Genomic DNA, 20,114 nt, shown 5'->3' on the forward strand with positions numbered 1-20,114 from the left:
GCGGCGATGAGCAAACGCACCCTCGGCCCGGCCAGCGTGCAGGCGGAACCGCCGCTCGCTCCGGACTCGATCCCGGTGACCCGGTACGCGGGCGTGGTCCGCCGCCACCTGGTGGCGCTGCTGATCGCGGTGCTGGCCGGGTGCGCCGTCGGGGTCGTGAAGATCGTGCTGACGCCGACGACCTACACCGCGCGGATCTACGTGCTGGCCCCGCCGGTGGCGCTGCGCCCCCCGATCGACATCGGGTCGGCCCTCGACACCGACACCCGCCGCCCCCGCGAGACGACGATGGACACCGAGGCCCAGCTCGTCTGGTCGCACGAAGTGCTGGCCAAGCTGAAGGAGCGGCCCGGCTTCGGCGCGTCCGACGCCGAGCTGCGCGACCGCATCGGCCTGACGGTGCCCTCCAACACCCACGTGCTCACGATCTCGGTGCGGGCCGGCACGCCGCGGACCGCCCAGGACGGCGCCCGGGTCGTCGCCGACACCTACCTGGCGCTGCGGAACCGGATCATGGGGCAGGTGCTGGAGCGCAACCGGCAGGCGCTGGAGCAGAACGCCGAGCTGCTGAAGAAGCAGCTCGCGGCGCTGCCCGGCGACGAGGACGAGCTGCGCCGGCTCACCGCCCGCACGCGCCGCCAGGCCCTGGTGAAGCAGATCCGCGACGTGGAGAAGCAGGCCGCGACCATCAAGGCCAAGCAGGAGCAGCCCGGTGAGGTGCTGCGCGGGGCCCCGCTCCCCCGGGCCGGCGACGACCCCGGCCGCGACGTCGCCGGCGCGACCGGTATCGGCCTCGGGCTGCTCGGCTGGCTCGGCTACGTGGTGATCCGCGAGACGCGGCCACGCCGTATCCGGCGCCCCGCCGACCTGCGGCTGCACAGCCGGCTTCCGATCATGGTGGAGGGGGCGGCGCTCGGCGGTGGCCACCGCGAGGTCTCGCGGCGGCTGCGCAACCTGGTCTTCGACGCCGACGCCAGCACCGTGCTGGTCACCGGGGTGCCGGGCTCCGCCGGCATCGAGGTGGCCTACGAGCTGGCCGAACTGTGCACCGAGGGCGGCTCGGCGACGACGGTGCTGCGCATCGTGGCCGACGGCGAGGAGCTGCGCGAGCCGCGGGGCGCGTCCGGGGACGGCCGCTCGTTCGACGTCCGGCTGGTGCGCAGCGACGACGACCGGCAGCTCACCCGCGCCATCGACCGGGCGGGCCGCGTGTCCCGCATCGTCGTCATCACCACGCCCGACATCAACGGCGCGGACACCATCGCCGCGGCGGGGGCCAGCGACGTGGCCCTGGTCGTGGTCGAGCGCGGCCGGGCCCTGGACCGCGAGGTCGCGAGCGGGGTCCTGGCCCTCGACCAGGCCGCCAATCCCGCGCGGGTGATCGTGCTGACCGCGCCCGCCTTCGGCGGGCCCGCGGCCCCGGAGCGGCGGAGCGGCCCCCGCCGTCCCCCGGCCCGCGCCGCCGCCCAGGGACGAGGTTGAGGTGAACGTGACCGTTCTCTTGAAACGCGCGGTTAAAGTCGTGATGAACACTCCGCCCGGCACGATTCTGATCGATGAGGGAGATCGCCGTGGGAGCTGACCAGAAGGCCGACGCCCAGGGAGGGCAGCTGTTCTCCCTGGTCCGGCGCTATCTGGGGGCGCTGGTCGTGCTCGCCCTGCTCGGTACCGGGGCCGGCGTCGCCCTGGAGCTCGCCGTGCCGCCGCCGTTCAAGGCGACGGCGACCGTCCTGGTCAGCCCGCTCGAAGGCAACCCGTACTCGCCGGAGGGCCGCGGGGACGACCTGGTGAACCTGCAGACGGAGGCGCAGCTGGTCGCCACCGACAGCGTCGCCAAGATCGTCGAGAGGAAGCTCGGGCGCGAGGCGCAGGGCGACATCGGGGTCTCCGTCCCGCCCAACACCCAGGTGCTGAACCTGACCTACACCTCCAACAGCTCCGGCAACGCGCGCTCGGGCGCCCAAGCCTTCGCCGACGCCTACCTCGAGTACCGCACGCAGCGCGCGCAGGCCGTGGTGAACAACCAGCTCGCGAAGCTGAAGGCGCAGTCGTCCAGGGTCGAGCGCCTGCTCCAGCGGGCCAACACCGAGCTGGCGGCGGCCTCCGGGTCCCGGCGCGCCACCCTCCAGCAGCGCGTCACCGCCTACACCAACCAGCTCGGCGTCATCGACGAGCAGTCCAACGACATCGCCAGCACCCCCATCGACCCCGGCCAGGTGATCACCCCGGCGGACGCGCCGAGCGGACCCGGCATCATGCGGCCCGCGATGTACGGCGCCGTCGGCCTGGTGCTGGGGCTGGTCGCCGGGTTCGTGATCATGCTGCTGCGGGAGCGGCTCAACCAGCGGCTGCGCAACGCCGAGTCGATCGAGGGTCTCGGCGTCCGGACGCTGTCCACCATCCCGGCGGGCGGGCCGTCCGGCGACACGCTGGCCCTGGTCAGCGCCCCCAAGAGCCCGGTCGGCGAGGCGTACCGGCGGCTGCGCGCCGCGGTCGTGGCGACCGCGCCGCAGACCCCGGTGGCGCTGCTGGTCAGCAACGCCACCCCCGGCGGCAGCGCCCGGCTGGCGAGCGCCAACCTCGCGGTCTCGCTCGCCTTCGCCGGCGCGAAGACCATCATGATCGACGCCACCACCGAGGACTCCGACGTCAGCACCCTGTTCGGCGCGCGGCCCGGCGGCAAGGGGCTGTCGGACACGCTGCTCAGCGGCACCGACCCGGCGACCCTGCTGATCCACACCGACTCGCAGCTGCGGCTGCTGCCGCGCGGCCCGCGCGCCCGCGAGGCGGCCCACCGGTTCAGCGGCCCGCGGATGCGCGAGACCGTGAAGGTGCTGCGCCGCCGCAGCGAGTACCTCATCGTGAACGCGACGAGCCTGCACGACGCCGACGCGCAGGCACTGTGCACCTTCGTCGACGCGGTCGTCCTCGTGATCAACCAGGGCGTCACGACCCGCGAGGAGCTGCGGCAGGCCTACGTGGAGGCCGAGCGCGCCGGCGTCACGGTGCTCGGCGCCCTGCTGGAGCCGCCGGAGCCGCGGGGCGGCCGTTCGTCGCGGCAGCAGGCCCCCGCCCGCCAGTCCCGCCCTCCGCAGGGTGGTGAGGCCCGGAGCGCCGAGGCCCGCCATCCTGAGACGCGGGGCGGCGCGCGACGCGCCTCCGAGGTCCCCCTCGCGTGGGCCGACGACCAGCCGCTCGCCCCCCAGGAGGAGGCCGAGGAGGAGCCGGCCGACCCCGGCACCCTGGTCACCCAGGCGCTGCCGCAGGTCAAGCAGCAGCCCCCGACGGGTGACGCGCGGCCGGCGGCGTCGCCGCGGCGCGGCGCGGCGCGGCCGGAGGGGCGGCGGCGCCCGCTCCCGCCCGCGCTCGACCCCCCGTCCGGTCCGGGCAAGCCCGTCGCCCCCAAGCCCGTCTCGCCCACGGACGTCACCCAGGGCACGGCGCGTCCGCGCCGTGCCGCGTCCGACGCCGAGGCCCCCGAGCCGGCCGACGCGGAGACCGAGGCCGCGCTGGAGTCGGCCTCGACGCGCACGCAGGAGGACATCACCAAGTACCTGCCGCCGGAGACGCCGGAGGACGGCGCGGACGGAGCGCCCCCGGCGGGTACCGGTGACGGGGCCCCGGAGGTCGCGCCCCGCTACGGCAAGAAGCCGCACAGGGCCGGCCGCCATGCCGGGCCCTGAGTCCGGCGGTTCCGGGGCGGACGAGCCCAAGCCGTCCGGGGCGGGCGTGCCAGGCCCGTCCCGCACGCAGGAGCCGTCCGAGACGGGTGAGCCGAAGCCGCCGCAAGGGGGCGGACCGAACCTGAACAGGCTCGCCAGGGGCGGCGCGCTGAACCTCGCCGGCGCCGCCGTCGCGGGCGTCCAGGGCCTCGCGCTCGTCTTCCTGGTCGCGCACCTGTACTCGCAGCGGATCGCGGGCACCTTCTTCGCCGCGACGTCGCTGTTCATCATCCTGCAGGCCGTGTCGGGGCTCGGCACGGACGCGGGCCTGCTGCGCTGGCTGCCCCGCCACCTGGCGCTCGGCGACCGCGTCGCGGCGCGGCGGACGGTGCCGGTGGCGCTGGTCCCGGTCGCGGTGACCGCGCTGGCCGCCGGGGTCGTGCTGGCCGCCACCGCGCCGTGGACCGCGGGCCACATCGGCGCCGACGACCCCGACCAGGCCGTGGGCATGGTGCAGGTGCTCGCGCTGTTCCTGCCCCTCGCCGGGGCGCACGACGCGCTGCTCGCGGCGACCCGCGGCCACGGTTCGATGCGGCCCACCGTCCTGGTCGACAAGATCCTCCGGCAGACGCTCCAGGTCGCCGGGGTCGTCGCGGCGGCGCTGCTGACCGACGACGCGGTGTGGCTCGCGTTCGCGTGGGCGGCGCCGTACCTGCCGTGCCTGGTCATCGCCCTGCTCTGGTACCTGAAGATCAGCCGCCGCAACCGCGCCGCGGCTCCGGCCGCGGCGGTCCCCGGGGCCGCCGCGCCGGCCGGCTGGCGCCCGCTGGCCGGCGGCTTCTGGGGCTTCACGGCGCCGCGCGCGTTCGCCCAGATCTGCCAGACGGCGTTCCAGCGCGCCGACATCGTGCTCGTCGCGGCGCTCAGCTCGCCCCGCGAGGCGGCCGTCTACACCGCCGCGACCCGGTTCATCGTGATCAGCCAGCTCGTCACCCAGGCCGTGCAGAACGTCATGCAGCCCGCGGTGAGCCGGCTGATGGCGCTCGCCGACCGCGCGGGCGCGCAGCGCGTGTTCGCGGTGTGCGCGTCCTGGAACCTCGCGCTCGCCTGGCCGGTGCACCTGTCGATCGCGGTCGGCGCGCCGGTGTACGTCGGCTCCTTCGGCGCCGGCTACCGCGGGACGGGCGAGGTCGTCACGGTGATCCTGGCGATGGCGATGCTGGTCGCGACCGCGACCGGCGCCCGCGACGTGATGCTGCTGATGGCGGGCCGCAGCGGGCTCAGCCTGGTCAACCAGAGCGCCGCGCTCGGGGTGAACCTGGTGCTGAACGTGCTGCTGATCCCACCGTTCGGGATCGCCGGGGCGGCGATGGCGCGGGCGGCCGGGCTGCTCGTGCGGACGCTGCTGGCCCTGGTCCAGGTCCGCAGGATCCTCGGCATGACCCCGGCGAGCCCCGGACTGTTCTGGGCCGGCGGTTCCGCGCTGGTCAGCTTCGCGGCGGTGCCGCTCGCCGTCCGGCTGGCCGCCGGCTCCGGCGAGGCCGCCCTCGCCGCCGGGCTGATCCCGGGCGCGCTGCTGTACGTCGCCCTCCTCTGGGCCGGCCGCGAGCGGCTGTCCCTCACCGCCTTCGCCTCCCTGCTGCCGGGGAGGCGCGGCCGCACCGCACCCGCGGGCGCCACCGCGTCCCCCGCCACCGATCCGACACCTGCCAGGAGCATCCATGCCCACGGGAATTGACCAAGTGCGCCGCAAGTCCCGCGCGGTGCTTCGCAAGAGCGGGCTCGCACCGAGCGGGCCGGTGTACGGGCGCCTGGTCGACGCCGGGCGCTCGCTGCCGATCCCGGCCGCGGCGCGCGTCGCGGTGTCCACCGCCGTCCTGCGGCGCCCGTGGAAGGTGCCGGTCCGGTTCGACCAGCTGCTCGTCGGCGCGCAGGGCGGCTGGACGGCCCGCGAGTTCGCCGACCGCACCGGCGACCTGCTGTGGCCGTCCACCCCGTTCCTGGACGGCCCGCACGTCGCGCTGCTGCGGCTCGCCGACGAGCGGGGAGAGCTCGGCGACGCCGACATCCTGGGCAGCGGCTACGGCCGGCTCGGGCTGCGCTGCATCGAGGCGGGCGGCGACTACTTCGGCGCCACCGACGAGCCCGGCGTCCTCGCCGCCGCCCGCGCCTTCGTCGCCCGGTACCGGGGCGAGGAGGCGCCCGGCTCGGCGCCCCGCCCGCAGCAGAGCGGCCCCCAGGACCCGGTGCTCGTCGCCCCCGTCCGCGGCTCCGACCAGTACCAGATCCTCGACGGCCACCACCGGCTCGCCATCGCGGCGATGAGCGGCGCCGACGGCGCCAACGTCGTCGCCAAGTGGCTGCCCGTCACCACCCCCTTGCAGGACCTCCTGCTGAAGATGAGCTGGCTCGACGGCACCCACGAGCTCTACCAGCCGATCGACGCGCCCGAGCTCAGGACGGGGTGGACGACCGTCCGGCAGTGCACCGACCGGCTCGCGAAGATGGACGCGTTCCTCGGCGAGCGCGGTCTCGCCGGGGGCCGCTACCTGGACGTCGCGAGCTGCTACGGCTGGTTCGTGGCGAAGATGGCCGAGCGCGGTCTCGACGCCGAGGGCATCGAGCGCGACCCGCTGGCCGTCCCGCTCGGCCGGGCCGTCTACGGGCTCCCGGAGGGCGCCGTCTCCACCGGCGACTGCGTCGAGTTCCTCGGCGGGCACGATGCCGGCCGCTGGGACGTGGTGTCCTGCTTCAGCCTGCTGCACCACTTCGTCCTCGGGCGCGGCTCGGTGAGCGCCGAGGAGCTGATCCGGCTGCTGGACCGCGCGACCGGGCGGGTGCTGTTCTTCGACACCGGCCAGGACAACGAGGCGTGGTTCGCCGACTCGCTGCGCGGCTGGGACCCCGCCCGCGTCGAGCGGTTCCTGCGGGAGAACACCGGCTTCGACGAGATCGTCGACCTCGGTCCCGACGACGACGCCCGGCCCCCGTACGCCGACAACTACGGCAGGCACCTGTTCGCCTGCGTCCGCGCGGCGTGACCCCGGCGCGCCGCTCGATCGCCGCGCTCGCCGCCGCCCCGGTGCTGCTGGCCGCGGCGGCGTGCGGCGGGACGGCGGCTCCCGCCGTCGAGCCGCGGGTCCCGGTGCCGCCCGCCGCGGGCTCGGTGGAAGGGCCGGGCGGCGCGGTATGGACCAGCGGCCTCAACGCGAACGGGCAGCTCGGCAGGCGGGCGGCCGACGCCGATCCCAGGCTCGGCCCGGTGACCGGCGTCGGCGGCCGGGGGCGGCTCGGGCAGGCCGTCGCCGTCGCGGGCGGCGGCCGCCACTCGCTGGCCGTCCTGGACGGCGGGAAGGTCGTCGCGTGGGGCGCGAACGACGACGGCCAGCTCGGCGACGGCACCACCCGCGACAGCGGCGTCCCCGTCCCGGTCCGCGCGCCCGACGGGCGCCCCGGCCACCTGGACGACGCCGTCGCGGTCAGCGCCAACAACGACTTCTCGATGGCGCTGCGCCGCGACGGCACCGTCGTGACCTGGGGCGAGTCCTCCTCCGGTCAGCGCGGCACCGGCGACCGCAGGGGCCCGCTCGTCCCGACGACCGTGCGGGCGCCGGACGGCCGCGGAGCGCTCACGGGCGTGACGGCGATCGCCGCGGACGGCCACACCGAACTGGCGCTGCTGCGGGACGGGAGCGTGCTCGCGTGGGGCGCCAACGCCTTCGGGATGGTCGGCGACGGCACCCGGGAGAACCGGGCCCTGCCCGTGCCGGTGCGGGGTCTGGACGGCGCCGCGCGGCTGGAGGGCGTCGTCCGCGTCGCGATCGGCGGCCAGCACGGGCTGGCGCTGCTGCGGGACGGGCGGGTGGCCTCCTGGGGCCACAACGAGCTCGGCCAGCTCGGGGACGGCACGCGCCGGGACCGGCTCACGCCCGCCCTCGTCTCGGGCGTGGGCGGCAAGGGCGTCCTGGACGGCGTCGCCGCGGTCGCGGCGGCGGAGAAGCACAACTACGCGCTCCGCAAGGACGGCACCGTCGTCGCCTGGGGCAACAACACCGCGGGCCAGCTCGGTGACGGCACGCTGAAGCCGCGCACCGCCCCGGTCACCGTCGTCGGGCGCGGCGGACCGAAGCTGCGCCGCGCCACCCGGGTGTTCGCGGGCGAGGCCTACGGCGCGGCGATCCTGGCCGACGGGACGCTGCTGACCTGGGGCGCGGGCGGCAGCGGCCAGCTCGGCTCCGGCAAGAGGGCGCCCCGCAGCCGTCCCGGGACGGTGATGACGGCCGATGGCAGGCCACCGACCGGGGCCCTGTCAGTGGGCGTCGGCGAGCGCCACCTGATCCTGCTGTCGAAGGACTGAGCACCCCGGCTCCGGCCAGAGGTCCGCGGAGGCCCTCGGGCGGCTTGGAGTCGGTCCCACAGGGCAGCAGCCCGCCCGCGGGAGGTCGCGACCGCCCGCGGGAGGCTGCGAGGCCCTCAGGGGGCCTTGGGCGGCTCGGGGTTGGTCCCGCTGGGCCCGGATCCGCCGGCGGGGGGCTGGGTGCCCGGCGCGGGGGGCTGGGTGCCCGACGCGGGGGGCGGAGTCGCCGCGGCGCCCGCCGGAGCTCCGGCGGGCGCCGGGGTCGCGGAGCGGCGGCGCCACAGCAGGAAACCCGCCCCGGCGGCCGCCACGACCACCAGGCCGCCGCCGCCGAGCAGGTACGGCATGGCGGAGCCGCCGTCCTCCTTGGGGGCCGCCTCCGCTCCGGCGGCGGGACCGGTCGGCTGCGACTGGGCGAGCGTCTGCTCCTCCTGCTGCTCCTGCTTGACCGACGCCTCCGGTGCGGGCTTGCCGTTGTTGCCGGGCTTGCCGGGCTTCGGCGGCGCGTACTTCGACTCCGGGAGCGTCTGGACGAACTTCAGCAGCGCCAGGTCGGGCTTGCCCTTGCTGCTCTTCACGGCCCCGTCGTAGATGGTCTTCACCCGGGGGGCGGGCAGCGCGTTGGACGACACCCGCAACTGGTCGCCGGCCAGCACCGCGAAGGTGCCCTTGCGCTTCATCATGCCCGGCAGCTGCCTGAGGACCTGCCCCGCGTCGTCGCCGGGGGGCAGGATCGCGATGAAGACCGCGACGGACCGGCCCTGCGCGGAGCGGAGCAGCTCCTGCGCGCCGTCCGACTGGTAGTACTTGGCGTGGGAGTCGACGTAGTAGCCGCTCTCGCTGATGCCCTCGGCGACCGCGTCGAGGTCGACGCCCGCGAAGGCGGGCGCGGCGGTCATTCCGAACGCCGGCCCGAGGGCCAGCGCCAGCGTCCCGGACGCGACGATGCGGCGGGAGAAGTGGTTCACGGAAGAGGCTCCTTCAACGCTGGGATGGCGATTGACATTACCGGCGCGACGTGGGTCAAGGTGGAGAAAGCCGGGGAATCGGCATGGCGGTGTCAGATGCCGCGGCCACGGGTGTGGAGGGCCAGCAGGACGCGCTTGCCGGACACGACACCGGACGCCACGGCCAGCGCGAACGGGACGCGGCGCTCGGCGGGGTTCGCCCTCAGGGCCCGCGCCGACCAGCGCAGCGCGTCCTTGCGGCGGCCCACGGTCGCGCAGCCGAAGGCGAGCTGCCCGTAGACGCGCCCGGCCGCACCCGGCTCCTCGCCGATCTCCGGGTAGTGCTCCAGGAACCACTCCAGCGCGGCGACCTTGGTCTCCCACGCCTGCGCGTAGTAGGACGTCAGCCCCCACAGGACCCGGACGTAGGGCTCGTCGACGTTCAGCACCGGGTGGCGGCGGGCGGCGCGGAGCGCGAGGTCCCAGTCCTCGCCCTGGCTGCCGGGGATCGACTCGTCCACCATGCCGATCTCGATGAGCGGCTCGCGGCGCGCGACGTAGGTGGAGGAGTGGACGCTCATCATCCGGTCGCGGATCAGCGCGTCGTAGGTGACCCGGTCCGTCCCGGCGAGCCGGGGCAGTTCCCGGCCGTCGAAGTCGATCAGGATGCCGGAGCTGCACAGCACCGCGTCCGGCTCGCTCTCCAGGGCCTTCACCTGCGCGGCGAGCTTGCCGGGCAGCCACAGGTCGTCGTCGTCGCAGAACGCGACCAGGTCGGTCGACAGGGACAGGACGCCGGAGTTGCGGGCGCCCGCGAGCCCCGGCGCCCGGGTGTTGCGGATCACCTCGACCCGGTCCCCCGCGAGCGAGGCGTCCGGTTCGGCCCGGTCGAAGACGACGACCGCGCGCACCTCGCCCTCGTAGTCCTGTGCCAGCACCGACTCCAGCGCGCGGCGCAGCAGCTCCGGCCGGTTGTGCGTGGGGAGCACTACTCCGACGGACGGGGGCATCGAGGGCCTGCCTTGTCGTTGTGGGTTCACAGTCGTTGTGGGCTCGCGGTCGTTGTGGGCTCGCGGTCGGGCCTTCAGGTGGACCGGCGCCGCCGCGGGGCCCGGCGGGCCCCGCGGCGCCCGGTCAGCGCGCGCCGGTGATCATGCCGGCGGCGACGGTGTTGTTGGTGGCCTCGTCGATCAGGATGAAGCCGCCGGTGAGGCGGTTGCGGCCGTAGTCGTCGACGAACAGCGGCTGCGTCACCCGCAGCGAGACGCGGCCGATCTCGTTCAGGCCGAGGGCCGCCGCCTGCTCGTCGCGGTGCAGCGTGTTGACGTCCAGCCGGTAGTGCAGCTCCTTCACCATGGCCTTCGCGGTGCGGGTCGTGTGCTTGATGACCAGCTTCGTGCGCGGGGCGAGGGTGCTGTCCGGGGTCATCCAGCAGACCATCGCGTCGATGTCCTGCGCGGTCTCGGGCCGGTTGTTCGGGCGGGCGATCATGTCGCCGCGGGAGATGTCGATGTCGTCGGCGAGGCGGAGCGTCACCGACATCGGCGCGAACGCCTCGCCGACCGGGCCGCCCGGCCCGTCGATGTGGGTGATCGTCGTGGTCAGCCCGGACGGCAGGTGGACCACCTCGTCGCCCGGCTTGAGCACGCCGCCCGCGACCTGGCCCGCGTAGCCGCGGTAGTCGTGCAGGTCGGGGTCCGTGGAGGCGTGCGGGCGGACCACGTACTGCACCGGGAACCGCACGTCGATCAGGTTGCGGTCGGAGGCGATGTGCACGTGCTCCAGGTGGTGCAGCAGCGAGGACCCCTCGTACCACGGCATGTTCCCGCTGCGCTCGACGACGTTGTCGCCGTGCAGCGCCGAGATCGGGATGAAGGTCAGGTCCGTGACCTCCAGCTTGGAGGCGAACGAGGTGAACTCGTCCACGATCCGCTCGTACACGCCCCGGTCGTAGTCGACCAGGTCCATCTTGTTGATGGCCACGACGAGGTGCGGCACCTGGAGGAGCGTGGTGAGGAACGCGTGCCGGCGCGACTGCTCCAGGATCCCCTTGCGGGCGTCCACCAGAATGATCGCCAGGTCGGCGGTGGAGGCGCCCGTCACCATGTTGCGGGTGTACTGGATGTGCCCCGGCGTGTCGGCGATGATGAACTTGCGGCGCGGCGTCGCGAAGTACCGGTACGCCACGTCGATGGTGATGCCCTGCTCCCGCTCGGCCCGCAGGCCGTCGGTCAGCAGCGCCAGGTTCGTGTACTCCTCGCCGCGGTCGGCGCTGGTCTTCTCCACCGACTCCAGCTGGTCCTCGAAGATCGACTTGGAGTCGAACAGCAGCCGGCCGATCAGCGTGGACTTGCCGTCGTCGACGCTGCCGGCGGTCGCGAACCGCAGGAGGTCCATCGCCTTGGCAGGCCGGTCGGCCGCCGTGGCCCCGCCGGGCCGGTCGCTCGCGCTGGCCATCAGAAGTAGCCCTCCTTCTTGCGGTCCTCCATCGCGGCCTCACTGGTGCGGTCGTCGGCGCGGGTCTGGCCGCGCTCGGTGATCCTGGTCACCGCGATCTCCTCGATCACCTCGTCGAGCGCCACCGCGTTCGACTTCACCGCGCCCGTGCAGGACGCGTCGCCGACCGTCCGGTACCGGACGCTCGCCGTGAACTCCGGCTCGTCGTCGCCGCGGTTCGCGTAGCCCGTCTCGGCGTCCAGCAGCAGGCCGTCGCGCTCGAACACCCGGCGGGTGTGCGCGAAGTAGATCGGCGGGAGTTCGAGCTCCTCGCGGCGGACGTAGTCCCAGATGTCGAGCTCGGTCCAGTTCGACAGCGGGAACACCCGGACGTGCTCACCCTGCACGATCTTGGTGTTGAACAGGTTCCACAGCTCGGGGCGCTGGTTCTTCGGGTCCCACTGGCCGAACTCGTCCCGGAACGACACCACCCGCTCCTTGGCGCGGGCCTTCTCCTCGTCGCGCCGCGCGCCGCCGAACGCCGCGTCGAACTGGTGCTGCTCGATCGCGTCCAGCAGCGGCGTGATCTGCAGCCGGTTGCGGGACGCGCGGCGGCCCTTCTGCTCCACCACCCGGCCGCTGTCGATCGCGTCCTGCACGGACGCCACGATCAGCCGGACGCCGAGCTGCGCGACCCGCCGGTCCCGGAACTCGATCACCTCCGGGAAGTTGTGGCCCGTGTCGACGTGCATCACCGGGAACGGGATCGGGGCGGGCCAGAACGCCTTCTGGGCGAGGCGCAGCATGACGATGCTGTCCTTGCCGCCGGAGAACAGCAGCACCGGCCGCTCGAACTCGGCCGCCACCTCCCGGAAGATGTGGATCGACTCGGCTTCGAGGACGTCTAGCTGGGACAGAAGGTAATCGGAACGCTGCATCGTCTGGGGCTCTTTCCACGCTGTACTGGCAGATGCAACCGGTGGCACGGAGACGGGCACTTGCCTTCCCACCGGATCGGAACGCCGGCTCGCGCCGGTTCGGTCCCGCCCTAGGGACCGGCAGGTCAGGGCAGTGCGCCGCTCACTTCCCGGATGCCGGTCAGCAGCGTCGATGCCGACCCGGGATGGCACACCAGGATATCCGGGAGCCGGGGGTCCTCCCGGTTGTAGCGCAGCGGGGACCCGTCGACGCGGGACGCGTGCGCCCCCGCGCCGAGCGCCACCGCCGCCGGGGCCGCCGAGTCCCACTCGAACTGGCCGCCCGCGTGCACGTAGGCGTCCACCTCGCCGAGCAGCACCGCGGAGATCTTCGCCCCCGCCGACCCGATCGGCACCAGCTCCACCTCCGGCTCGACCGCCTCCGCCAGCCGCCGCACGAACTCCGGCGGGCGCGTGCGGCTCACCGCGATGCGGAGCTTGCCCGCGTCCGGCGCCGGGACGTGCAGCGGCACCTCGCGGGGCGGCGGCGCGCCGGCGGGCCCGCCCCCGCCCGTCACCGGGTCGGTGTCGGCGGGATCGGTCCGGACGAGCGAGGCGCCGCCCGTCGCGTCGGTGCGCAGGACCAGGCCCTGCGCGGGCAGGGCCACGGCCCCCGCCGCCAGGCGGCCGGCGCCGGACGCGTCGCGCTCCCACAGCGCCACGTGCACGGCCCAGTCGCGGCGGCCCTCCTCGGAGAACTCGCGGGTGCCGTCCAGGGGGTCGACGATCCACACGCGGGAGGCCGTGAGCCGCTCCGCGTCGGCGGTGTTGCGGGTCGGGGCGCGGTCGTCGCCCTTGGACCGCTTCCCCGCCACCGAGGACCGCCCCTCCTCCGACAGCACGGCGTCGCCGGGACAGCGCTCGGCCAGCGCCCTCATCAGGAACTCGTGCGCGCGCAGGTCGCCGGTGTCCTTCAGGGCCCTCGCGTCGGCGAAGCCCACCTCGTCCCGCACGCCCAGCAGCAGCCGGCCCGCCGTTCCGGCGAGCTCGGCCGCGAGCGAATGATCGTCTGCCGCCCCTGCCTCGGTCATCTGTAGATCACATTCCCGACTCGACTGGTCTGCTGGGTTCACTTTCTCATGGGGCACGCGCGGGCCACCGGGCCAGGTCCCGGTCAGTGGCCCGCCCGCCAGTGTCACGCCGGGCGCGGTCGCGCGTCAGCGCCCTGTCGTGTTCCCGCCGCCCCGGCGGACCGCTCAGTACGCGCCGGAGCCCCGGAACACCGCGGACCACGTCTTCCACATGATCTGCAGGTCGAGGGCCAGGCTCCAGTTGTCCACGTACCGCAGGTCGAGGCGGACCGACTCCTCCCAGGAGAGGTCCGAGCGGCCGCTCACCTGCCACAGCCCCGTCAGGCCCGGCTTGACCACCAGCCGCCGGTAGACGTCCCCGCCGTACTGGGCGACCTCCTCCGGCAGCGGCGGCCGCGGCCCCACCAGCGACATCTCGCCCCGCAGCACGTTGATCAGCTGGGGCAGCTCGTCCAGCGAGTACCGGCGCAGCCGGCGCCCGACCCGCGTCACCCGCGGGTCCTGCCGGATCTTGAACAGCACCCCGTCGTTGTCGTTGGCCGACAGCAGCTCCAGCCGCCGCGCCTCGGCGTCGGCGACCATCGTGCGGAACTTCAGCAGCGTGAACTCCCGGCCGCCGCGCCCGACGCGCGTCTGCCGGAACAGCACCGGGCCCTCCCCGGACAGCTTGATCAGAACGGCGATCAGCAGCAGCGCCGGGCTCAGCGCCACGAGCCCGCCGATCGCGACCGTCCGGTCCACCAGGCCCTTCAGCACCTTGCGGCCGCCGTCGAGCTCCGGATGCTCCACGTGCAGCAGGGGCAGCCCCGACACCGGGCGGATCGAGATCCGCGGGCCGGTCACGTCCATCAACGCGGGCGCCACGACCAGCTCGACGTCGTTGCGCTCGATCTGCCACGCCAGCCGGCGCAGCGCCACCCCGTCCATCTCCGGGCACGCGAGCACGGCCACCGAGTCCGCGCCGATCCGGTCGGCGACCGCCGCCGCCTGGCTGAAGTCGCCCAGCACCGGGACGCCCTCCACCTCGGCGACCGCGTCCTCGCCCGCCGCCAGCGCCGGGGGCAGGCACACCGCCGCGATGTCCATCCCGTGGTAGCGCTTCTTCTGCAGCAGCCGGATCAGGTCGGACACCGAAGTCCGGTGCCCCACCGCCACGACCCGCCGCATGCACTCGCCGTGCCACCGCTTCTTGTGCAGCCACTTGCGCAGCCGGTAGCGCGCCACCAGCGCCAGGAACGTCCCGAGCGGCAGGGCCATCACCACGTAGCCGCGCGCGACGTCGGTCTTCGTGGCGTACGCCACGATCGCGACAACCGCCGTCAGGATGAACCCGGCGCGCAGGACCCGGTGGAACTCCTCGTACCCGACGCCCACGTACCGCGGCTGGTAGGCCCGGCAGAGGACCAGCGTCGGCAGCCACACCACCGGCAGCGCCACGGTCAGGACCACGTACGGCGCGTCGAGCTCCGTCGGGACGCCCGGGAACCTGAGCACGAAGGCGATCACGCCGGCCATCAGCATGCTGGCGAAGTCGAGGAACCGCGCGATCCTGCGGTAGGTGCGGGCCCAGTTCGGCGACGACGCGCGCTCGTGCTCATGGCGAATCGATGACTCGGCCTGGACCTTGTCAACGATGGCCATAAACCACTCACCAATCCCCTGTAACGCGCGCCCCGTCAGCGCGATTCACACCGAAGACGGTTGAGCGCAGCCTGAGGTTCACACGCGGCCCTGAACCTCATTCGACCTGCATCTTACGACCGCTTTGCCGGGGTCACGGAGGAAACGCGGGCATCACCCCCGTCAACGCAGGGGAACACCGGCGAACGCGTACGAATAAAATTTCGCGAGCCCTTGATCACCATACGCTCGGCGACTGACCGGTCACGCAGCGGGGTCCGGATCCGGCCATCGGGCCGGGAGGGCCCGGCGCGCGGGCCCTCCGGAGCGGACGAAGGTCAGCCGACGTGGAAGACGTTCTGCGCGGCGGCCAGCCCGTCGGCCACCAGCGCCTCGACCGCGTCCGCCGCCCGGTCCACCTCGAAGCCGAGGTCCCTGCGCTCCGCCGCGGAGAAGTCCTTCAGCACGAACGCGGCCGGGTCCATCCGCCCCGGCGGGCGGCCCACCCCGAACCGCACGCGCAGGTAGTCCTTCGCGCCCAGCGACTTGGTGACCGACCGCAGCCCGTTGTGGCCGTTGTCACCGCCGCCCTGCTTCAACCGCACCGCGCTGAAGGGGATGTCGAGCTCGTCATGGACGACGACCAGCCGCTCCACCGGAACCTTGTAGAAGTCCCGCAGCCCCTTCACGGGGCCGCCCGACTCGTTCATGAAGGAACGCGGCTTCGCCAGCACCGCCCGCGCACCGGCGAGGCGCCCCTCCAGCACGTCCGCCCGCGCCCGGTGCGACTTGAACCGGCCCCCGGCGCGCGCCGCGAGCTCGTCCAGGACCATGAAACCCGCGTTGTGCCGGTTCTTCGCATACGACGGCCCGGGGTTGCCCAGCCCCACGACGAGCCAGAGATCCGCGTCCACCCGCACTCCTCACACGCGAGCACGGCCCCCGCCGGTGTGCACCCGCGGGGGCCGTGAAAGTACCGTGCGGCCCGCCGTCCCGGCGGCCGCGCGCCGGACCCGGGGCCCGGCGGCACCACCGTCACTCGGCGGCGGCCTCGCCCTCGCCCTCGGCGGCCTCCGCCTCGGCCGCCTCCGCGGCCTCCGCCTCGGCGGCCTCCGCCTCGGTCTCGGTCGCACCGGCCGACGCGGTCGCGTCCGCGATCTGCAGGACGAGGGCCTCCCCGTCGACCTGCAGCGTCACGCCCGACGGCAGCTTCAGGTCGCCGGCCAGCACCTGCGTCCCCACCTCGAGGCCCTCGATGGACAGGTCCACGGCCTCGGGGATCTTCGTCGCCTCGGCCTCGACCGAGACCTGGACGAGCTCCTGCTGCACGACGCCGCCCGCGACGACCTCGCCCACCAGGTTGACCGGCAGGTCAACCACGACCTTCTCGCCGCGCTTCACCAGCAGCAGGTCGACGTGCTCCAGGAACCCCTTGATCGGGTCGCGCTGGACGTCCTTCGGCAGCGCCAGCTCGGCGCCGCCGCCGAGGCCCTCGATCGTCAGCAGCACGTTCGGGGTCTTCAGCGCCAGCATCAGGTCGTGGCCCGGCAGCGAGATGTGCTGCGGGTCGGTGCCGTGACCGTAGAGGACGGCGGGCACCTTGCCGGCCCGGCGGGTGCGCCGCGCGGCACCCTTACCGAACTCGGTGCGCGGCTCGGCGGCAATGCGTACCTCGGACACGGCGAAAACTCCTTGCTTGTTGCGATCCACGGCCGTCCGCCATCGGACGTCCGCTACGGACAGAGCGTTGCGATCCTCGCGCGCCGTCGAAGGGCGGGCGCGCTCAAAGATTCGTTTGCGTTCCCCTGGGAGTGCGGCCCCTGCGCCGGCACCGCACTTGAACGTCCTGGGGCAAACGCGGTTGCACAAGTCTAGCCCAACAAGGCAACGCCCAACGCCAAGCCACCACCGCCGCCACGACCTCGCCCCGCCGCCCCATCCGCGTCCCATCCGCGCCCGATCCGCGGGCCACGCCGCGTACCGGCGACGCGACCGGGACGAGGTTCAGCTGTGGCCGCCGAAGAGGCTCGTGACGGAGCCGTCGGAGAACACCTCGTTGATCGCCCGTGCCACCAGCGGCGCGATCGACAGCACGGTGAGCTTGTCGAACTGCTTCTCCTCCGGGATCGGCAGCGTGTTCGTCAGCACCACCTCGGAGATCCGGGAGTTCTTCAGCCGGTCCACCGCCGGACCCGACAGCACGCCGTGCGTCGCCGCCACGACCACCTTCGTCGCGCCCTGGTCGAACAGCGCGTCCGCCGCCTTCACGATCGTCCCGCCGGTGTCGATCATGTCGTCCACCACGACGCAGGTGCGGCCCGCGACCTCGCCGACCACGTCGAACACCTTGACCTCGTTCGCCACGTCCGGGTCGCGCTTCTTGTGGATGATCGCCATCGGGACGCCGCCCAGCCGGTCGCTCCACCGCTCGGTGACCCGCACCCGGCCCGCGTCCGGCGCGACCACCGTGACCTGCGAGGTGTCCAGCCGGCTCTCGAAGTGCCTGGCCAGCAGGTCCAGCGCGAACAGGTGGTCCACCGGGCCGTCGAAGAAGCCCTGGATCTGCGCGGTGTGCAGGTCGACCGTGATCAGCCGGTCGGCGCCCGCCGTCTTGAACAGGTCGGCCATCAGCCGCGCCGAGATCGGCTCCCGGCCGCGGTGCTTCTTGTCCTGCCGGGCGTAGCCGAAGAACGGCGCCACCACCGTGATCCGCTTGGCCGACGCGCGCTTCAGCGCGTCCACCATGATCAGCTGCTCCATGATCCACTGATTGATGGGAGCCGTGTGGCTCTGGACCACGAACGCGTCGGAGCCTCGGACCGACTCCAGGAACCGCACGAACGTCTCGCCGTTGGCGAAGTCGTAGGCGGACGTCGGCGTCAGCTCGACCTGGAGGTTGTCGGCTACTTCCCTGGCCAGGTCAGGGTGGGCTCGGCCGGTGAAGAGCATCAGCTTCTTCTGGCCGCTCGTCTTTATCCCACTCACCTCTGACAACTCCCCCTCAATGGAACTGTGCCCTACATGTGGGTTGTTGTCCCCACTACCCGCGCGCCAAAGAGTCCGGTGCGCGGATCGCCTTGTCACGGAACCGCTCTCACGTCGGGCGGCCCTCAGTTGTTCCGGAGGACGCCGTCGTCCTCCACCTCCCCGCCCCGCGGCGGGGCAGTCCTCGTCGGGGCGCGCTACCGCGCGCCCTCCTCGCCCTCCCGGGCCCGCCGGGCCGCCTCGGCCGCCGGAGTCCCCGGCCGCCTGCGCTCCACCCAGCCCTCGACGTTGCGCTGCCGCCCTCGCGCGACGGCCATCGCCCCCGGCGGGACGTCCTGGACGATCACCGAGCCGGCCGCCGTGTAGGCGCCGTCCCCGACCGTCACCGGCGCCACGATCATGTTGTCGCTGCCGACCTTCACATGCGACCCGATCACGCTGCGGTGCTTCTGGACACCGTCGTAGTTGACGAACACCGAGCTCGCGCCGATGTTCGAGCCCGCGCCGATCTCGGCGTCGCCCACGTAGGTCAGATGCGGCACCTTCGTGCCCTCGCCGATGTCGGCGTTCTTGGTCTCGACGTAGGTCCCGATCTTGGCCTTGGGCGCCAGCCTCGTCCCGGGCCGCAGGTAGGCGTAGGGCCCGACCGACGCCTCCGGCCCGATCTCCGCGCCCACGCACACCGCGTGGGTCACCGACGCCCCGGCGCCGACCACTGTGTCGGTCAGCGTGCAGCCCGGACCGATCCGCGCGCCCTCGCCCAGATGCGTCCGGCCGTGCAGCTGCGTCCCCGGGTGGACCTCCGCGTCCGGCTCGGCGGTCACCTCCACGTCGATCCACGTGGACGCCGGGTCGATGACGGTGACACCGGCCCGCATGTGCGCTTCCAGGATCCGGTCGTTCAGCTGCCTGCGCGCCTGCGCCAGCTGGACCTTGTCGTTCACGCCCTGGGTCTCCACCCAGTCGGCGGCCAGGTGCGCGCCCGCCCGGTGGCCGTCGCCGCGCAGGATCGCCACCACGTCGGTGAGGTACTCCTCGCCGCCCGCGTTGTCGGTGGTCACCCGCTTCAGCGCGTCCGCCAGGAGCGCGCCGTCGAACGCGTACATACCGACGTTGATCTCGGTGATGGCGCGCTGCTCCTCGGTGGCGTCCTTGTGCTCGACGATCGCCTCGGCGCTGCCGTCCGCCGCCCGGACCATGCGCCCGTAGCCGGTCGCGTCCGGCATCTCGGTCGTCAGCACGGTGACGGCGTTGCCCTCGTCCTCGTGGGCCTGGACGAGCGCCCGCAGCGTCTCGCCCCGCAGCAGCGGGTGGTCGCCGTTCGTCACGACGACCGTCCCCTCCAGCGCGCCGGTCTGCTCCAGCGCCATCCGCACGGCGTGGCCCGTCCCGCCCTGTTGCTCCTGGACGGCGGCCTCGGCGTCCGGCGCGTGCTCGGCGAGGTGCTCGACCACCTGCTCGCGCCGGTGCCCGACGACCACGACGAGCCGCTCGGGCCCCAGCTCGCGGGCGGCGGCCAGCACGTGGCCGAGCATGCTGCGCCCGCACAGCTCGTGCAGCACCTTCGAGGTACGGGACTTCATCCGGGTGCCCTCGCCCGCGGCGAGGACGATGACGGCGGCCGGGCGGCTCGCAGCGCTCACAAGGAGGCTCCTCGGCATCGCGGACGGGGATCGGTCGCGGGCCCGCCCACCTGCGACATCACGACACGGCAGGCCGGGGCGAACCCGACACGGGCAGGATACCGCCCGCCCCGCTCCTGTCACCCCATCGCCCGCCCGAAGGCCATCCGGGGGGACATTTCCGGCAGCTCCGCCGCCAGGGCTCGAACCTGGACTCTTCTGGACCAAAACCAGCTGCGTTTCCAATTACGCTACGGCGGATCAGCAGGCCTCTTCGCCGACAGGAGACCACCTGCGGGCCCCACGATACCGGTGCGGGCCGCTCAGCCCCACACCTATTGCCCCGGCCGCCGGGGCGGGCGGGGAACTCGCCGGGAACCTCCCCGGCATGCCCGATCAGACGAGGTGCGCCCGCCTCGGTCCGAGCATGCCGCCCCGGTCGCGGTACGGGACCGGGGGTTTAGAACGTGTGTCATC

The 20,114-nt window shown here is 73.7% G+C and carries 15 protein-coding genes and 1 tRNA gene; 5 read left to right on the top strand and 11 right to left on the bottom strand.

Features of this window, described 5'->3' with window-relative positions; all coding sequences use genetic code 11:
- Positions 1 to 6: 6 nt before the first annotated feature.
- From FKD65_RS16095 to FKD65_RS16115, 5 genes are all read left to right on the top strand, one after another.
- Positions 7 to 1,482 (top strand): hypothetical protein, encoded by a 1,476-nt coding sequence (locus FKD65_RS16095; protein WP_141578277.1) that lies wholly within the window; start codon positions 7 to 9, stop codon positions 1,480 to 1,482.
- A gap of 89 nt (positions 1,483 to 1,571) precedes the next feature.
- Positions 1,572 to 3,683, top strand: a complete 2,112-nt coding sequence (locus FKD65_RS16100) for a tyrosine-protein kinase domain-containing protein (protein ID WP_168221062.1) — start codon at positions 1,572 to 1,574, stop codon at positions 3,681 to 3,683.
- Positions 3,670 to 5,400 (top strand): oligosaccharide flippase family protein, encoded by a 1,731-nt coding sequence (locus tag FKD65_RS16105; protein WP_141578279.1) that lies wholly within the window; start codon positions 3,670 to 3,672, stop codon positions 5,398 to 5,400. The genes FKD65_RS16100 and FKD65_RS16105 overlap by 14 nt, the downstream gene beginning before the upstream one ends.
- On the top strand, positions 5,384 to 6,703 hold the full coding sequence (locus FKD65_RS16110) for a ParB N-terminal domain-containing protein (RefSeq protein ID WP_168221063.1): 1,320 nt from the start codon (positions 5,384 to 5,386) through the stop codon (positions 6,701 to 6,703). The genes FKD65_RS16105 and FKD65_RS16110 overlap by 17 nt, the downstream gene beginning before the upstream one ends.
- Entirely contained in the window at positions 6,700 to 8,019 is a 1,320-nt protein-coding gene (locus tag FKD65_RS16115; RefSeq protein WP_240810174.1) for a chromosome condensation regulator RCC1, read from the top strand. Before FKD65_RS16110 ends, FKD65_RS16115 begins: the two co-directional genes overlap by 4 nt.
- Positions 8,020 to 8,135: 116 nt before the next feature.
- Here FKD65_RS16115 and FKD65_RS16120 read toward each other — a convergent pair whose 3' ends face one another.
- The 11 genes from FKD65_RS16120 to FKD65_RS16170 form a co-directional block, all read right to left on the bottom strand.
- Positions 8,136 to 8,987 carry a hypothetical protein gene (locus FKD65_RS16120; RefSeq protein ID WP_141578280.1) on the bottom strand — a complete coding sequence of 284 codons (852 nt, stop codon included), beginning with the start codon at positions 8,985 to 8,987 and terminating at the stop codon, positions 8,136 to 8,138.
- A 92-nt stretch (positions 8,988 to 9,079) separates the two neighbouring features.
- On the bottom strand, positions 9,080 to 9,976 hold the full coding sequence (locus tag FKD65_RS16125; RefSeq protein ID WP_141578281.1) for a glycosyltransferase family A protein: 897 nt from the start codon (positions 9,974 to 9,976) through the stop codon (positions 9,080 to 9,082).
- Positions 9,977 to 10,100: 124 nt separating this feature from the next.
- Positions 10,101 to 11,363 carry a sulfate adenylyltransferase subunit 1 gene (locus FKD65_RS16130; protein ID WP_141586860.1) on the bottom strand — a complete coding sequence of 421 codons (1,263 nt, stop codon included), beginning with the start codon at positions 11,361 to 11,363 and terminating at the stop codon, positions 10,101 to 10,103.
- Between the two features lie 59 nt (positions 11,364 to 11,422).
- On the bottom strand, positions 11,423 to 12,340 hold the full coding sequence (gene cysD / locus FKD65_RS16135; protein WP_141578282.1) for a sulfate adenylyltransferase subunit CysD: 918 nt from the start codon (positions 12,338 to 12,340) through the stop codon (positions 11,423 to 11,425).
- 125 nt (positions 12,341 to 12,465) lie between these two features.
- Entirely contained in the window at positions 12,466 to 13,410 is a 945-nt protein-coding gene (locus FKD65_RS16140) for a 3'(2'),5'-bisphosphate nucleotidase CysQ (protein ID WP_141578283.1), read from the bottom strand.
- Positions 13,411 to 13,575: 165 nt separating this feature from the next.
- Positions 13,576 to 15,051 (bottom strand): sugar transferase, encoded by a 1,476-nt coding sequence (locus FKD65_RS16145; RefSeq protein WP_141578284.1) that lies wholly within the window; start codon positions 15,049 to 15,051, stop codon positions 13,576 to 13,578.
- Positions 15,052 to 15,368: 317 nt separating this feature from the next.
- Positions 15,369 to 15,944 carry an aminoacyl-tRNA hydrolase gene (gene pth, locus FKD65_RS16150; RefSeq protein WP_141578285.1) on the bottom strand — a complete coding sequence of 192 codons (576 nt, stop codon included), beginning with the start codon at positions 15,942 to 15,944 and terminating at the stop codon, positions 15,369 to 15,371.
- Positions 15,945 to 16,065: 121 nt separating this feature from the next.
- A complete protein-coding gene (locus tag FKD65_RS16155; RefSeq protein WP_141578286.1) occupies positions 16,066 to 16,710 on the bottom strand; it encodes a 50S ribosomal protein L25/general stress protein Ctc in 645 nt (214 codons plus the stop codon).
- Between the two features lie 324 nt (positions 16,711 to 17,034).
- Positions 17,035 to 18,015: a ribose-phosphate diphosphokinase gene (locus FKD65_RS16160; protein WP_141578287.1), complete on the bottom strand. Its 981-nt coding sequence runs from the start codon at positions 18,013 to 18,015 to the stop codon at positions 17,035 to 17,037.
- A 197-nt stretch (positions 18,016 to 18,212) separates the two neighbouring features.
- Positions 18,213 to 19,658, bottom strand: coding sequence for a bifunctional UDP-N-acetylglucosamine diphosphorylase/glucosamine-1-phosphate N-acetyltransferase GlmU (glmU, locus tag FKD65_RS16165; protein ID WP_302931602.1), 1,446 nt, complete (start codon positions 19,656 to 19,658; stop codon positions 18,213 to 18,215).
- 167 nt (positions 19,659 to 19,825) lie between these two features.
- Positions 19,826 to 19,898: transfer RNA gene (locus tag FKD65_RS16170), tRNA-Gln, on the bottom strand.
- Between the last annotated feature and the right edge of the window lie 216 nt (positions 19,899 to 20,114).

This window comes from Actinomadura sp. WMMA1423, from assembly GCF_006547145.1.
Taxonomy (GTDB): Bacteria; Actinomycetota; Actinomycetes; order Streptosporangiales; family Streptosporangiaceae; genus Spirillospora.

Excerpts from the sequence above, each read along its gene's own strand:
- FKD65_RS16095 (WP_141578277.1), top strand. The coding sequence starts at position 7 with ATGAGCAAACGCACCCTCGGCCCGGCCAGCGTGCAGGCGGAACCGCCG.
- FKD65_RS16105 (WP_141578279.1), top strand. The coding sequence starts at position 3,670 with ATGCCGGGCCCTGAGTCCGGCGGTTCCGGGGCGGACGAGCCCAAGCCG.
- FKD65_RS16145 (WP_141578284.1), bottom strand. The coding sequence starts at position 15,051 with ATGGCCATCGTTGACAAGGTCCAGGCCGAGTCATCGATTCGCCATGAG.
- FKD65_RS16125 (WP_141578281.1), bottom strand. The coding sequence starts at position 9,976 with ATGCCCCCGTCCGTCGGAGTAGTGCTCCCCACGCACAACCGGCCGGAG.
- FKD65_RS16130 (WP_141586860.1), bottom strand. The coding sequence starts at position 11,363 with ATGGACCTCCTGCGGTTCGCGACCGCCGGCAGCGTCGACGACGGCAAG.
- FKD65_RS16110 (WP_168221063.1), top strand. The coding sequence starts at position 5,384 with ATGCCCACGGGAATTGACCAAGTGCGCCGCAAGTCCCGCGCGGTGCTT.
- cysD (WP_141578282.1), bottom strand. The coding sequence starts at position 12,340 with ATGCAGCGTTCCGATTACCTTCTGTCCCAGCTAGACGTCCTCGAAGCC.
- FKD65_RS16140 (WP_141578283.1), bottom strand. The coding sequence starts at position 13,410 with ATGACCGAGGCAGGGGCGGCAGACGATCATTCGCTCGCGGCCGAGCTC.